Origin of the sequence: Amycolatopsis sp. NPDC026612 (assembly GCF_040638285.1) — a bacterium.
In the GTDB taxonomy this organism is placed as follows: Bacteria; Actinomycetota; Actinomycetes; order Mycobacteriales; family Pseudonocardiaceae; genus Amycolatopsis.
Map to the genome: position 1 here is coordinate 161360 of NZ_JBEZYB010000006.1, position 13262 is coordinate 174621.

General features: G+C 70.7%; 14 protein-coding genes. 7 read left to right on the plus strand and 7 right to left on the minus strand.

Features of this window, described 5'->3' with window-relative positions; translation table 11 throughout:
* Nucleotides 1-271 precede the first annotated feature (271 nt).
* The 4 genes from AB0F15_RS09150 to AB0F15_RS09165 all read left to right on the plus strand — a co-directional run bounded on the left by AB0F15_RS09150 (nucleotide 272) and on the right by AB0F15_RS09165 (nucleotide 4719).
* Complete coding sequence (locus tag AB0F15_RS09150; protein ID WP_360267562.1) at nucleotides 272-1252, plus strand: heme o synthase; 981 nt, start codon at nucleotides 272-274, stop codon at nucleotides 1250-1252.
* A gap of 194 nt (nucleotides 1253-1446) precedes the next feature.
* Nucleotides 1447-1845, plus strand: a complete 399-nt coding sequence (locus tag AB0F15_RS09155; protein ID WP_360267565.1) for a hypothetical protein — start codon at nucleotides 1447-1449, stop codon at nucleotides 1843-1845.
* Nucleotides 1846-1901: 56 nt separating this feature from the next.
* Entirely contained in the window at nucleotides 1902-4151 is a 2250-nt protein-coding gene (locus AB0F15_RS09160; protein ID WP_360267568.1) for an AAA family ATPase, read from the plus strand.
* Between the two features lie 10 nt (nucleotides 4152-4161).
* Nucleotides 4162-4719, plus strand: coding sequence for an FKBP-type peptidyl-prolyl cis-trans isomerase (locus AB0F15_RS09165; RefSeq protein WP_360267571.1), 558 nt, complete (start codon nucleotides 4162-4164; stop codon nucleotides 4717-4719).
* A gap of 47 nt (nucleotides 4720-4766) precedes the next feature.
* On the opposite strand, the gene AB0F15_RS09170 is transcribed toward AB0F15_RS09165, so the two are convergent.
* Nucleotides 4767-5735: a quinone oxidoreductase gene (locus AB0F15_RS09170; protein WP_360267574.1), complete on the minus strand. Its 969-nt coding sequence runs from the start codon at nucleotides 5733-5735 to the stop codon at nucleotides 4767-4769.
* A gap of 91 nt (nucleotides 5736-5826) precedes the next feature.
* Here AB0F15_RS09170 and AB0F15_RS09175 point away from each other — a divergent pair, with 91 nt between their 5' ends.
* From AB0F15_RS09175 to AB0F15_RS09185, 3 genes are all read left to right on the plus strand, one after another.
* Nucleotides 5827-6135 carry a hypothetical protein gene (locus tag AB0F15_RS09175; protein WP_360267577.1) on the plus strand — a complete coding sequence of 103 codons (309 nt, stop codon included), beginning with the start codon at nucleotides 5827-5829 and terminating at the stop codon, nucleotides 6133-6135.
* On the plus strand, nucleotides 6132-6992 hold the full coding sequence (locus tag AB0F15_RS09180; RefSeq protein WP_360267580.1) for a hypothetical protein: 861 nt from the start codon (nucleotides 6132-6134) through the stop codon (nucleotides 6990-6992). Before AB0F15_RS09175 ends, AB0F15_RS09180 begins: the two co-directional genes overlap by 4 nt.
* 547 nt (nucleotides 6993-7539) lie before the next feature.
* Complete coding sequence (locus AB0F15_RS09185; protein WP_360267583.1) at nucleotides 7540-8742, plus strand: hypothetical protein; 1203 nt, start codon at nucleotides 7540-7542, stop codon at nucleotides 8740-8742.
* Between the two features lie 68 nt (nucleotides 8743-8810).
* Here AB0F15_RS09185 and AB0F15_RS09190 read toward each other — a convergent pair whose 3' ends face one another.
* The 6 genes from AB0F15_RS09190 to AB0F15_RS09215 all read right to left on the minus strand — a co-directional run bounded on the left by AB0F15_RS09190 (nucleotide 8811) and on the right by AB0F15_RS09215 (nucleotide 13261).
* Nucleotides 8811-9071 (minus strand): hypothetical protein, encoded by a 261-nt coding sequence (locus AB0F15_RS09190; protein ID WP_360267585.1) that lies wholly within the window; start codon nucleotides 9069-9071, stop codon nucleotides 8811-8813.
* Nucleotides 9072-9202: 131 nt separating this feature from the next.
* Entirely contained in the window at nucleotides 9203-10132 is a 930-nt protein-coding gene (locus AB0F15_RS09195) for a fatty acid desaturase (RefSeq protein WP_360267588.1), read from the minus strand.
* A 63-nt stretch (nucleotides 10133-10195) separates the two neighbouring features.
* Complete coding sequence (locus tag AB0F15_RS09200) at nucleotides 10196-11161, minus strand: COX15/CtaA family protein (RefSeq protein ID WP_360267591.1); 966 nt, start codon at nucleotides 11159-11161, stop codon at nucleotides 10196-10198.
* A gap of 84 nt (nucleotides 11162-11245) precedes the next feature.
* On the minus strand, nucleotides 11246-11440 hold the full coding sequence (locus AB0F15_RS09205) for a hypothetical protein (RefSeq protein ID WP_360267594.1): 195 nt from the start codon (nucleotides 11438-11440) through the stop codon (nucleotides 11246-11248).
* 115 nt (nucleotides 11441-11555) lie between these two features.
* On the minus strand, nucleotides 11556-12338 hold the full coding sequence (locus AB0F15_RS09210) for an ABC transporter permease (RefSeq protein WP_360267597.1): 783 nt from the start codon (nucleotides 12336-12338) through the stop codon (nucleotides 11556-11558).
* A complete protein-coding gene (locus AB0F15_RS09215; protein ID WP_360267599.1) occupies nucleotides 12335-13261 on the minus strand; it encodes an ABC transporter ATP-binding protein in 927 nt (308 codons plus the stop codon). Before AB0F15_RS09215 ends, AB0F15_RS09210 begins: the two co-directional genes overlap by 4 nt.
* Between the last annotated feature and the right edge of the window lies 1 nt (nucleotide 13262).

A 13262-nucleotide genomic window follows, 5' to 3' on the forward strand; every position in this document is an offset into this window, starting at 1 on the left:
GGTTGCGGCTGGTCTTCCTCGTTCCGGTTACCCATGCGCGCGCTTACTTATCTCAATCGATCCCGAAGGGACGATATTCCTGCTCGCGGCCATGCGCAGGGGCAATCGCGGTCCGTGGCGGCCAGCCTAGTGCTTGGGCCGGTCGAGGACCCGCGATCACCCACGGGATTCACCACGTCTAACATCGTTCGAGGGTTCAGTTCGGCAGGTTTGCGCGGCACCACCACTGCCTACCCGGACTTGCCCGCCCGAACCTGACGCAGGGAGTGAAATGTCGTTGGTGAACGCTGCGCACGGACGCAGTGACGACACCAGCGCCGTGCACCCGACCGGTGAACGACCGCAGGGTGACCGGCGAAGCCTGCGTCGACTCGTCGGCGCCTACGCCGCGCTGGCGAAGCCGCGGGTGATCGAGCTCCTGCTGGTGACCACCATCCCGGCGATGTTCCTCGCCGGCCGTCAGATCCCCTCGCCGTGGCTGGTCCTGGCCACGCTGGTCGGCGGGACGATGGCCGCGGGCAGCGCGAACGCGCTCAACTGCGTGATCGACGCGGACATCGACAAGGTGATGAACCGCACCAAGCGCCGCCCCCTGGTGAAGGACTCGGTACCCCGCCGGGGCGCGCTGATCTTCGGTCTCGTGATGGGCGTCGCCTCGGCCGTCGTGCTCTACCTCACGGTGAACCTGCTCTCGGCGATCCTGGCGATCGCGACGATCCTCTTCTACATCTTCGTCTACACGCTCGGCCTCAAGCGGCGCACGTCACAGAACGTGGTCTGGGGCGGCGCGGCGGGCTGCATGCCGGTCGTGATCGGCTGGGCCGCCGTCACCGGCACGGTGCAGTGGCCGGCGTTCGTGATGTTCGGCGTGATCTTCTTCTGGACCCCGCCGCACACGTGGGCGCTGGGTATGAAGTACCGCGACGACTACGAGCGCGCGGGTGTCCCGATGCTGCCGGTGGTCGCCACCGCCCAGCACGTCGCCCGCCAGATCGTCATCTACTCGTGGGTGATGGTGGCGTGGACGCTGCTGCTGCTCCCGGTGACGTCCTGGCTGTACGGCACGTTCGCCATCCTGGCGGGCGGCTGGTTCCTCTTCTACGCGCACAGCCTGCAGGCGGCGGTGCGGCGGGGTGAAGAGACCAAGCCGATGGCGCTGTTCCACCGGTCGAACACGTACCTGATGATCGTGTTCGTGGCACTGGCCGTCGACTCGGCGATCGGCCTGCCGACCCTCGGCCTGCCGTTCTGAGACGGATCGGGACCGCGGTCGCCGCGGTCGTCGTCCTCGGCCTGCTGGTCCTCCTCGGCCGCGGGAAGCTGCCGGCCCTCGACGAGAGCCTGCTCACCGGCGGCTGCGCCATCCCGGCCCGGATCACGGCCCTGCCGGGGCCGGCCCCCGACGGCGGCGCCGTCCGCGTCGCCGAACAGGGACCGGGCGCCGCCGTGCTGGAGAACACCAGCACCCTGGCCGCCTACCGCATCCCCGTGACGGCCGGCTCCCGGACCGTCGAGGTGCCGCTGCTCACGCCGGGACAGCGGATCGGGGTCGTCCTCGACCGGCCCACGCTCGGCCCGGTCAGCTGGCTCGTGCCGGAGAGCCTGGGCGGCTACACCCCCGTGACCGCCACCGTCGTACCCGGTGGGGTGCGTTACCGTTCGGCGAACTGCTGGGCGCTGACCAGCCGCGGAGCCGCGGCGATCTTCCGCGACGCCGTCGGCCGGATCACCGGTGGCGAGCAGCTGTCCCCGGCGAGCGTGTCGTGCGAACCGGGGGAGCGGGAGGTGCCCGCGGTCGTCCCGCCCGCCGAGGTGTCCCCGTACTGCGCTCTCGGCGCGGAATGATCCCGCGGCGGTCGCCGTTAGACTTGTCCGGCCCTTTTCCTTGAGGCGAAAGCAGGATGCTCTTGTCCGTCTCCCCGGACGACTTCTCCGCCGAGCTCGCCCGCGAGCAGGCGTACGTCACCACCCTCTACACGAAGCTCGACGCCGAGCGCCTCGAAGCCCAGCGCCGTCTCGACGAGACGCTGCGGCAGACCGGCGGCACCCCGCAGGCCCGCACCGAGCGCGACGTCGCCACGACCCTCTACACCGACCGGCTCGCCCAGCTCGGTTCCGTCGAGCAGGGGCTGGCCTTCGGGCGGCTCGACTTCGTCCCCGAGAGCGCCGAAGAGACGACCTACATCGGCAGGCTCGGGCTGTTCGACGAGGACGACGACTACCGGCCGCTGCTCGTCGACTGGCGCGCGCCCGTCGCACGGCCGTTCTACCTGGCCACCGCCGCGTCACCCGAAGGGGTGCGCCGGCGACGGCACCTGCGCTCGCTGAGCCGCAAGGTCACCGGCCTCGACGACGAGATCCTCGACCTCACCGCCGCCGACCAGGGCCAGGACCTCGGGCTGGCCGGCGAAGCCGCGCTGCTGGCCGCGCTGGAGCAACGCCGCACGGGCGAGATGAGCGACATCGTCGCGACCATCCAGGCCGAGCAGGACCGCATCATCCGCGCCCCGCTGGGCGGCGTCATGGTCGTCCAGGGCGGCCCGGGCACCGGCAAGACCGCCGTCGCGCTGCACCGCGCGGCCTACCTGCTCTACACGCACCGCCAGCAGCTCACCACCCGCGGCGTGCTCGTCGTGGGCCCGAACAGCACGTTCCTGCGCTACATCGGCCAGGTGCTGCCGTCGCTGGGCGAGACCGGCGTGCTCCTCGCCACCATCGGCCAGCTCTACCCGGGCCTGACCGCCGACGGTGCCGAGCCGCGCGAAACGACCGAGGTCAAGGGGCGGCTCGTGCTGGCCGAGGTGCTCGCCAACGCCGTCCGCGACCGCCAGCGCGTGCCCGAGCCGGTGCTGGAGATCGAGTACGAGCACGACGTCCTCAAGCTCGACCGCAAGACGTGCACCGACGCCCGCACCCGGGCCCGCCGCTCGCGGCGGCCGCACAACCCGGCCCGGCGCCTGTTCGTCTCCGACGTCCTCGACGCGCTGACCCGCCAGGCCGCGCGGAAGCTGGGGGACGACCTCCTCGACGGCCAGGACCTGGCGGACATCCGCGCCGAGCTGGCCGCGGACGAAAACGTCGCCGCGGCCCTCGACGAACTCTGGCCGGTACTGACCCCGGAAGGCGTCCTCGACGACCTGTTCGCCGACCGCGAACGCCTCTCCCGCGCGGCCGGGAAGCTGCTGACGGAGGAGGACCGCGGGTTGCTGGAGAGCGGCCGCGACGCGAAGTGGACGCCGGCCGACGTGCCGCTGCTCGACGAGCTGGCCGAGCTGATCGGCGTCGACGACACCGAGGCCCGCGTCGAGCGCAAACGCCGTGAGCGCGAGCAGCGCGCGTACGCCGAGGGCGTGCTCGACATCCTCGAACAGGACGAGGAGATCATCGACGAGGAGCTGCTGCGCGTCTCCGACGTCCTCGACGCCGAGCTGTTCGCCGAACGCCAGCAGGCGCGCAGCGAGCTGACCGCCGCCCAGCGGGCCGCGCAGGACCGGACCTGGACGTTCGGGCACGTGATCGTCGACGAGGCCCAGGAGCTGTCGGCGATGGACTGGCGGCTGCTGATGCGGCGGTCGCCGAACCGCTCGATGACGCTGGTCGGGGACGTGGCCCAGACCGGCGCGGCCGGCGGCGCGCGGTCGTGGGGCGAGGTGCTCTCGCCATACGTGGAGGATCGGTGGCGCCTCGAAGAGCTGACCGTGAACTACCGCACGCCCGCCGAGATCATGGCGGTCGCGGCGCGGGTGCTCGCGGAGGTTTCTCCCGGCCTGTCGGTGCCGTCTTCGGTGCGGGAGACCGGTGTCCCGCCCTGGTCGGTGCGCTCGGCCGACCTCCGTGCTTCGCTGCCGGAGCTGGTGGCGCGTGAGCTGTCCGAAGTGGATGGTGGCACGGTGGCGGTCCTGGTGCCCGCGAGCCGGTTTTCCGCGGTCTCCGCACTGCTCGGCTCGCACGACGAACGGCTGAGCGTGCTGACGGTGGAGCGCTCGAAGGGCCTGGAGTTCGACTCCGTGGTGCTGGTCGCACCGGACGAGGTCGTCGCGGGTTCGCCGCGGGGGCTCAACGACCTGTACGTGGCCCTGACGCGGGCGACCCGGCGGCTCGGCGTGGTTTCCACCGGTGACGAGGTGCCGGCACTCTCCGTGCTTGGCTAGGGTGCCCGGCATGCAGAACATCGGGAAGATCGTGGTCGTCGCCGCGGCGGCGCTGTCGCTGGCCGCGTGCGGCCAGGCCCCCAAGGCCGAGACGGCGGCCCCGCCGGGGCCGGCCGCACCGCCGTCCAGCGCCGCGCCGGCGACCCAGAGCAAGGGCCGCGAGTGCACCGCCGACGACATCAAGACGACGGGGAAGTTCGGCGAAAAGCCGGAAATCACCATCCCGGACGACTGCGACCCGCCGAAGAAGCTGATCACCAAGGACCTGTCCGAGGGCACCGGCGAGGGCGCGAAGGCCGGGCAGCAGCTCCAAATGAACTACCACCTGGTGACGTGGTCGGACAAGCAGGTGCTCGACAGCTCGTTCGGCCAGAAGCCGTTCGCCCTCGCCCTCGGCGCCGGCAAGGTCATCCCGGGCTGGGACCAGGGCCTGGTGGGCATCAAGCAGGGCGGCCGCCGGCTGCTGATCATCCCGCCGGACCTGGCCTACGGCGAGGGCGGCACCGGCATCAAGCCGAACGAGACGCTCGTGTTCGTCACCGACGCGGTTTCCGTTTCCGCCGCCTGACGTGGGTGAAGGCCGCCGCGGGGAACCCCCGCGGCGGCCTCCGGCTGTCAGGGGATGAGCAGGAGCTTGCCGGTGGTGCGGCGGGCCTGCAGGTCCTCGTGAGCCTTGCGGGCGTCGGCCAGGGGGTACTTGCCGCCGATGCGGACGTTCAGCTGACCGGCGAGGATGGCGTCGAACAGCTCCTTCGACCGCCAGTCGATCTCCTCGCGCGTGCGCGTGTAGTGCACGGACGTCGGGCGGGTCAGGTACAGCGAGCCGCCGGAGTTGAGGCGTTGCGGGTCCAGCGGCGGCACCGGGCCGCTGGAGGCGCCGAACAGCGCGAGCAGACCGCGGACCTTCAGGCTGGCCAGGCTGCCGTCGACGGTGTCCTTGCCGACGCCGTCGTAGACGACGTCGGCACCCTCGCCGCCGGTCAGTTCGCGGGTGATCTTCGCGAAGTCTTCGCGGTCGTAGCGGATCACCTCGTCGGCACCGGCTTCGCGGGCGAGCTTCTCCTTCTCCTCGGTCGACACAGTGCCGATGACGCGGGCTCCGCGCGCCTTCGCCAGCTGCACGAGAAGCAGGCCGACACCGCCGGCGGCCGCGTGCACCAGCACGGCGTGCCCCGGCTTGACCTCGAAGGTGGAGGCGACCAGGTAGTGCGCGGTGATGCCCTGCAGCATGGTCGCGGCCGCGGTCTCCAGGGAGACGCCTTCGGGGACTCGCACCGCGACCGACGCCGGGACGAGCTTGCGGTCCGCGTAGCTGCCGATCGACCCCTGCCAGGCGACGCGGTCACCGGGCGCGAAGCCGGTCTCCGCCCCCGCCTCCACGACCGTGCCGGCGCCTTCGAGGCCGAGCACGACCGGCAGCTCCATCGGGTAGAGGCCCTGCCGCTGGTAGGTGTCGATGTAGTTGACGCCGGCCGCGGCGACGTCGACCAGCAGTTCGCCGGCCTGCGGGGCGCGGACGTCCACTTCGGCCGGTTCGAGCACTTCCGGGCCACCGGTCTTCGTCACCTGCACTGCGGTGGGCATGGGTCCTCCTCGGGTCGGGTTCTCCCGGGTGCAACTATGGCCGAGGCCACGCTGTTCCGCGTTCCGGCGGGTTGTTGGCTATGGTTCGGGCGTGGCTGATTCGGATTCGGAAGAGAAGGTCGTTCCGCCGTCCGGCGCGCAGCTTGGAGCGGCGCGCAAGTTCGTGAAGGCGCACGGCAAGCCGTCCCGCGCGGTGGTGGAGAACATCGGCCGGGCGGGCGCCCGCGTCGTGCTCGTCGGGGCCGACGGCGCCCTGGGTGACGTCGTGGTGCCTTCGGTGGCGACCGGCGAGGCCCTGATCGAGGCCGTCGAGGACCTCGAAGCGGCGACGTGGGACGCGGAGACGGTCAACCAGACGAAGATCGGCCCGGAGCACCGCCGCAAGATGGCGGGCCGGTGAGCCCCGCCGCGGTCCTGGTCAGCTGCGCGGAGCTCCCTTCGGGTGACGGCGACGACGACGCCGTGGTGCCGGCTTTGTCGGCACTGGGGTTTTCGGTGTCGTGGGCGCCGTGGGACTCGGGGTTCGACTTTTCCGCGGCGGACGCAGTGATCCTGCGCGCGACCTGGGACTACCCGGATCGCCGGGCGGAGTTCCTGGACTGGTGCGAGTCGGTACCCGCGCTGTTCAACCCGGCCGAGGTGGTCCGGTGGAATTCGGACAAGTCGTACCTGGTGGAGCTGCTCGACGCGGGTCTGGCGGTGGTGCCCACCTCGCTGGTCTCGCCCGGCGACGCGGCCCGGTTCCCTTCGGCGGACTTCGTGGTGAAGCCGTCGGTGGGCGCGGGTTCCCGGGGCGTGGCCCGGTTCGCGGCCGGGGCGGACGCTACTTCGCACGTGGCCGCCTTGCATGCGGAAGGCCACACGGCACTGATCCAGCCTTACCAGTCCAGTGTGGACGCCGAGGGCGAGCTGGCGCTGGTGTACCTGGGCGGGCTGTACTCGCACACGTTCGCGAAGGGCGCGATGCTGGGATCCACAATGGACTCCGCCGGGCTGTACCTCGCCGAAACGCTGGCCAAGGCCGAGCCGCCCTCCGACGCGGTGGCCTTGGCGGAGGACGTCCTGGACGCGGCATCGGCTTTGCTGGGGATCCTGCGGGCCGAGCTGCTGTACGCGCGGGTGGACGTGGTGCGCGGGGCGGACGGCAAGCCGTTGCTGCTGGAGCTGGAGCTGACGGAGCCGACCCTGGGCTTCCGCCACACGGACCCGAGCGCGGCGATGCGGTTCGCTTCGGCGGTGCGGCAGCAACTGGCCTGACGGAGTGAGTGCGGCCGCCATCCCGCGACCGCACCCCGCGCCCGGGCAGTCCCTGCTCCGAACGGGCCCGGCAGCTGATCGAGTCAGCCGGCGCCACCCTCAAGGCCAGGACGATCTCGAACTGCACGGCGCTCACACGAGCACTGACCGGTTGCGGCTCACTCGGTTAGCTTCCTTGGCGCACTTGCATGGCCACCAGGACGAGCGCTACGACCGCTCCGACCGCGGTCACGGCCAGCGAACCGGTGACCAGGTAAAGCCCGCCGATCCCGGCCAGGCCGGCTTTGATCAATTCGCGTAATCCGCGGCCGTCGTCCCGGTGGGGGGACGACCTATCCGATCTGCCGATTACGTCCTTGGTCATTGTTCTACCCCTCTTGATGGTGTACTAGTACGCCTTGTGGTAATGGTGACCGGTGGCCGAGCGGACCGGAAATGATCTTTTGTTTTCGCGGCGAGTTTCTCGTCGCCGCAGGGCTGTCGCTGCCGATCTCGCCGTTGTCCGGGCTTGCCGGGGAATTGTCGATCATTGTCGGTGGAGGGTGCCGTGACCATCAGGACGGACCGAGAGCGCGTCCACGAGGTGGCTTCACCCGTGGTGATCGAGGACGCGCTGCGCTGGCTGGCGACCCGCAAGGAGGGGGAACCGCTCCGGTTTCTCCGGTACGCGATCGATGAACCGGCGAGCAAGTCGGCCGCTGCGCTCTGCTCGTTGGTGGCGCCGTCGGCGGTGTTGTCCGTCGAGACGCCCGAATTGCGAGCCTTCGCCGTGCTGGGCCTGATTGCCGACGAGATCGGCAAGCTCGGCTCGGCAGGGGACTCCCGCCGTCGCAACACACTGATGGCGGCCTTTCGGATTCCGCCCGCGCCCGGGGAAACCACCTGGAAGCCGACGCTGGACGACCGCTTCAAGCAACTGATGCGGCTGCGGGGCGTCTTCGGCGATCCGCCACCCAGCACCACCACCCCGATGCACAAGGCCTGGCGGCGGGCGGTCGTCGACCTGGCCGGCAGCCTGGCGGAGAAGCTCGTCTCGCTCGACGAGCAGGGCTGGCGGTTCTACATCGACGTCGGGCGGGCGGTGGTGGCGGTCGCGAGCGACGAACGCGGCGGCTGGCGGGCTCGAGCGGCTTCCAAAGGGGCGCAGCCGGTCTTCGTGGAGCGCATGCTCGTCACGGTGGTGATGCACCGCCGAACGGCGCGGCGCCGCATCACGGAACGTGACATCATCGCCTGCGAAGACGGCGTCGACGGCTACGACGTGCACGCGCTGACCGGTTGGACGCACGAACCGGAAGAGATCCCGGTGACGGCGCTTTGGGCCTGCCGGGTGGTCACTTCACCTGGCGTGCAGCCAGGCGACCCCGTGCGCGCCCGGCTGCGCTTCCGTCGTCCGCTTCGTCAGGACGAGCGGTACGCCTTCGTGTCCGAGGCGCTCGACGGGGAGCTCGCCGAGGCGCGCGAGTGGATCAACGTCGACGTCGACCATCACGGCATCGCGCCCGGAGTGTGCGCTCCGGACGGTCGGCCGGTCGCCGGCTTGACCGTTCAGATTGTCTTCGACGAGAAAGATGTTCCCGAAGTTTGCTGGTGGTACGCGGAGCAAACCGAATACGAACGAAGGTGCCGGCCGCCGGACGGTGATCCACACCAGCTCGCCGTCGAGGACGGTTTCGTCCGACACACCTTTATTGGCGGGTGCCACCCGCGGGAGTGCTACGGAATAGCTTTCCGATGGAAATCCCCGTGACCGAAGCTGGTTCGGTCACAGGGATCCATTCCTGCTCTTTCGCCGGCGAGCGGGTCAGGTGCCGAGATCTAGTTGTTGCCCGTGTTCCCGCCGCCGCCGCGAGCTGTGGGGGAATTCGTTTTTACTGGCGTGGTGTTTGCTTGTTGGGCGGCGGGTGCGACGATGACCGGCGCGACGACGACCGTAGCCGGGGTCGCCGTCGTCGGGGTGGGCGTTGCCGCGGCATCCGGTGCGTGAATGACGATCGCCCCGATCGCCGTCATGGCCAGCACGGCCGCTTTCACGCGCGTTTTCGGCGTTTTCGGCTGATGGCTGTTGCCCTGGCTCACCGTGAGTCTCCTTCGCTGTAAGAAAGTTGACTCACGGTACAGACCGGCGGTCGACACGATCGGGCGCTTCACTTTCTCATTCGAGTAACTGATGGCCCGTTAGGATGGGGCGGGGCCCTCGAATCTCTTTGCTAGGAGCTCGCCTGTGCCCGCTTCGCGGCCAGCCGATCCGCCCGCGGCCACCGCACATCGGTCGCCCAGCCGAGCCGCTCGAAGGCCCAGATCACCCGCGCCGACACGTCGACCTGTCCGCGCAGCACCCCGTGGCGCGCGCACGTCGGGTCTGCGTGGTGGGAGTTGTGCCAGGACTCGCCCATCGACAGCAGGGCCAGCGGCCAGAAGTTCGCCGCCTTGTCGCGGCTCGCGAACGGGCGCTCGCCGATCAGGTGGCACACCGAGTTGACCGACCACGTCACGTGGTGGAGGAACGCGATCCGCACCAGTCCCGCCCAGAAGAACGCCGTCACCACGCCCCACCAGGACCACGTGATCAAGCCGCCCAGGATGGCCGGGAGGGCCATGCTCAGGGTGATCCACAGCCAGAAGTAGCGGTTCACCCAGCGCACGTCCGGGTCCGCCACCAGGTCCGGGGCGAAGCGGTCCGCGTTGGTCACCTCGCGGCCGAACATCCAGCCCATGTGCGCGTGCCAGAAGCCGCGCAGCAGCGCTGACGGGGAGGTGCCGAACAGCCACGGCGAGTGCGGGTCGCCCTCGCGGTCGGCGAACGCGTGGTGGCGGCGGTGGCTGGCCACCCAGAAGATCACCGAGCCCTGCACCGCCATGCTGCCCGCGATGGCCAGTACCACCCGCAGCGGCCGGTTGGCCTTGAACGCGCCGTGGGTGAAGTAGCGGTGGAAGCCGACGGTCACCCCGAGGGTGGCGAACACGTAGAACGCCGCCGCGAGGATCAGGTCGACCCAGGACATGCCCCAGCCCCAGACCAGCGGGACGGCGACGAGGAGTGCCACGAACGGCACCAGCAGGAAGGTCTTGAGCACGATCATCTCGCCGGTGCCGCGGCGGTGGGAGATCAGCGGCTTGGGCGCGGTGCGCGAGGTCATGTCGCGAACAGTAATACACGACCGGGGCACGCACGCCGACGCGGAGTGAAGCCCGCGTTGCCGTCAGGCGGCGGTGAGCTCCCGCGGCGCCGCTGTCAGCGACTTCACCGGGCCGCGATCACGGCTCGCCGTCCACAGCGACGCCGTCGCGATGATGACCGCCATCGCGCCGAGGACGTGGAACGACACCATGGCCTCCGGCACGCCCAGCGCGTACTGCAGCGAACCGAGGCCGCCCTGCGCGAGCGCGACCACCCAGACCCAGGTGTAGTGCTGCCAGAGGCTCTTCGGAGCGCCGACGCGCAGCAGCTGGAGGCCGAACACCGCGAGCAGCAGCAGGTACAGCACCAGCAGCCCGCCGTGGACCTGGGCGAGCGCCTCCACCGGGGCGTCGAGGCGGTGGGTGTTGATGTCGCCGCTGTGCGGGCCGGCGCCGGTCACCGTGGTGCCCGCCGCGAGCACGAGCCACATCACGGCGGCCAGTGCGACCAGGATTCCCCGGCCGGCGGCGGGGACCAGCGGCCGGGCGGGTTCGTCGCCTTCGCGGAACGCGCGCAGCAGCAGGACGGCGAGCCAGACGAGCGGGGTCGTCGCGAGGAAGTGGATCGCGACCGTCCACCACTCCAGCTTCGCGAGCACGGTGAGACCACCGACGACGGCCTGCAGCACGACACCGCCCGGCATCGTCCAGGCCAGCTTGACCAGGCGCTTGCGCTCCGGGTGGTCGATCTGCACGCGCCACGCCGTGAGGACGGCGACGCCGGCGACGACGATGACGACGACGGTCAGCAGCCGGTTGCCGAACTCGATCCACTGGGTGAGCGCGTCGATCCCGGAGTCGTGCTTCGGCACCAGGCTGCCGGCGACGCACTCGGGCCAGGTCGGGCAGCCGAGCCCGGACCCGGTGACGCGCACGATGGAGCCGGTGACGCCGATCAGCGCCTGCGCGAGGACCGCGGCGAACCCGACGGCCCGCTGCGCGGCAGCGGAGGGAAACGGCAAACGGGCGACGAGGCTGGTGAACGGCACGGCATCGATGGTAGAGCGCCGGGAAAACCCGCTTTCGGCAGGTCCCGGCGCCCAGAACGGCTCAGGGGGCGCAAGGGACCAAGGTCACTCGGTTTTCTTGGCCTTCTTCTGGAACAACCCCATCGACTGGGCGAAGACGCTGCCGAACAGCAGCACGGCGATCGGGACGGTCTTGACCCAGAAGGCGCTGACACCGAGCGACGCGAGGAGGACGATCAGCCCGATCACCACCGCGAGCATGACCACCATGAACAACGTGACGCGCAGTTTCGAAACCATGTACTGCCCCCTCGGGTGCGGATCCGGACCGGAGAACCGTCTCAGGAACGAACGCGCGCAGTGAGGTCAGTTTTACCCGTCCGTGCAGGACCCGTACAAAGCCCTTACAAACAGCTCAGGTGAGTTTCGTCGTGCGCGAAGCCAGCGCTCCCGCGAGCACCGCCCACGCCGCCAGGACCACCATCGGCCCCGGGGCGAACGAGCCGTCCACCAGCGCCGCTCGCATGCCCTCCGCCAGCGCTCCCGACGGCAGCAGCTCCACCACGCGCGCCAGCCCCGCGGGCAGGGAAGAGGGCGCCAGCAGGATCCCGCCCGCCAGCAGCAGCACGAACCACACGACGTTCGCCAGTGCCAGCACCGCTTCGGCGCGCAACGCCCCGCCGAGCAGGACGCCCAGCGCGCCGAACGCCAGCGTTCCCAGCACCAGCAGCAGCACCGCCGACGCCAGCCCGGACAGCGAGGGCGACCAGCCGAGGAACGCCGCCACCACGCCCAGGACGACCGACTGCAGGGCCACCACCAGGAGCGCCGCCGCGAGCCGCCCGGCGACCAGGAGCCACCGCGGCAACGCTGTTGCCGAAAGGCGCTTCAGGACGCCGTAACGCCGGTCGAAGCCGAGCGCGATCGCCTGGCCGGTGAACGCCGACGACATCACCGCCAACGCCAGGATCCGCGGCGTCATCCAGTTCACCTTGGACGTCGAACCCAGCTGCGCGGCGGGCAGGATGTCCAGCACCGACAAGCCGATCAGCAACGCCAGGGGGATGAGCAGCGTCAGCAGCACCTGCTCGCCGTGGCGCAGGGTGAGGCTCGCCTCGACCCGCGCGTGCGTCCGCAGCATCCGGCCCAGTGACCCCCGGCCGGGTGCCGGGGTGAAAGTGCCCGGGGCGAAAGTCATGCCCGCAGCTCCCGTCCGGTCAGCTCCAGGAAGACCTCTTCCAGAGTCCGCTTGCCCACCTGCAGTTCCTCCGGCAGCACGCCCTGCTGCGCGCACCACGCCGTGACCGTCGACACGACCTGCGGGTCGACCGAGCCCACCACCACGTACGTGCCCGGCGCCGATTCGCGCACCGCGTAGCCCTCCGGCAGTGCCGCGGCCAGCAGCGCCGTGTCGAGCCGCGTGCGGGCCTTGAACCGCAGGCCCGCGTTGCCGGTCTCGTCCATCGTCAACGACTGCGGCGCGCCGGAGACGACGACCTTGCCGTGGTCCACGATCACCACGGTGTCGGCCAGTGCCTCGGCCTCCTCCATCAGGTGGGTGGTCAGCAGCACCGAAACGCCGTCGGCGCGCAGCGCGCCCAGCAGGTCCCACACCACGCGCCGGGCCTGCGGGTCCATGCCCGCGGTCGGCTCGTCGAGGAACACCAGTTCCGGGCGCCCGATCAGGGCGCACGCCAGCGAAAGCCGCTGCTGCTGCCCGCCGGAGAGGCGCTTGAACGGCGTCCGCCGCACCGAGGCCAGCCCGAGGACGTCCAGCAGCCAGGCCGGGTCCAGCGGCGAGGCCGCGCAGGACGCCACCAGCCGCAGCATCTCGTCGGCCCGCACGCCCGGGTACGCGCCGCCGCCCTGGGGCATGATCCCGATGCGGGGGCGCAGGGCCGCCGACTCGCGCACCGGGTCGAAGCCGAGCACGCGCACGGTGCCGGCGTCAGGCTTCAGGAACCCTTCGCAGACCTCGACGGTGGTGGTCTTGCCGGCCCCGTTCGGGCCGAGCAGGGCGAGCAGGCTGCCGCGCTCCATCCGCAGGTCGAGGCCGTCGACCGCGCGGGTGGAGCCGTAGCTTTTGACCAGCCCGCTGATCTCGACGGCAGGGACACTCACA

What these genes read in the sequence shown, in the direction of transcription:
- AB0F15_RS09205 (WP_360267594.1), bottom strand. Translation starts at nt 11,440, where the DNA reads ATGGTTTCGAAACTGCGCGTCACGTTGTTCATGGTGGTCATGCTCGCG.
- AB0F15_RS09195 (WP_360267588.1), bottom strand. Translation starts at nt 10,132, where the DNA reads ATGACCTCGCGCACCGCGCCCAAGCCGCTGATCTCCCACCGCCGCGGC.
- AB0F15_RS09160 (WP_360267568.1), top strand. Translation starts at nt 1,902, where the DNA reads ATGCTCTTGTCCGTCTCCCCGGACGACTTCTCCGCCGAGCTCGCCCGC.
- AB0F15_RS09170 (WP_360267574.1), bottom strand. Translation starts at nt 5,735, where the DNA reads ATGCCCACCGCAGTGCAGGTGACGAAGACCGGTGGCCCGGAAGTGCTC.
- AB0F15_RS09210 (WP_360267597.1), bottom strand. Translation starts at nt 12,338, where the DNA reads ATGACTTTCGCCCCGGGCACTTTCACCCCGGCACCCGGCCGGGGGTCA.
- AB0F15_RS09165 (WP_360267571.1), top strand. Translation starts at nt 4,162, where the DNA reads ATGCAGAACATCGGGAAGATCGTGGTCGTCGCCGCGGCGGCGCTGTCG.
- AB0F15_RS09150 (WP_360267562.1), top strand. Translation starts at nt 272, where the DNA reads ATGTCGTTGGTGAACGCTGCGCACGGACGCAGTGACGACACCAGCGCC.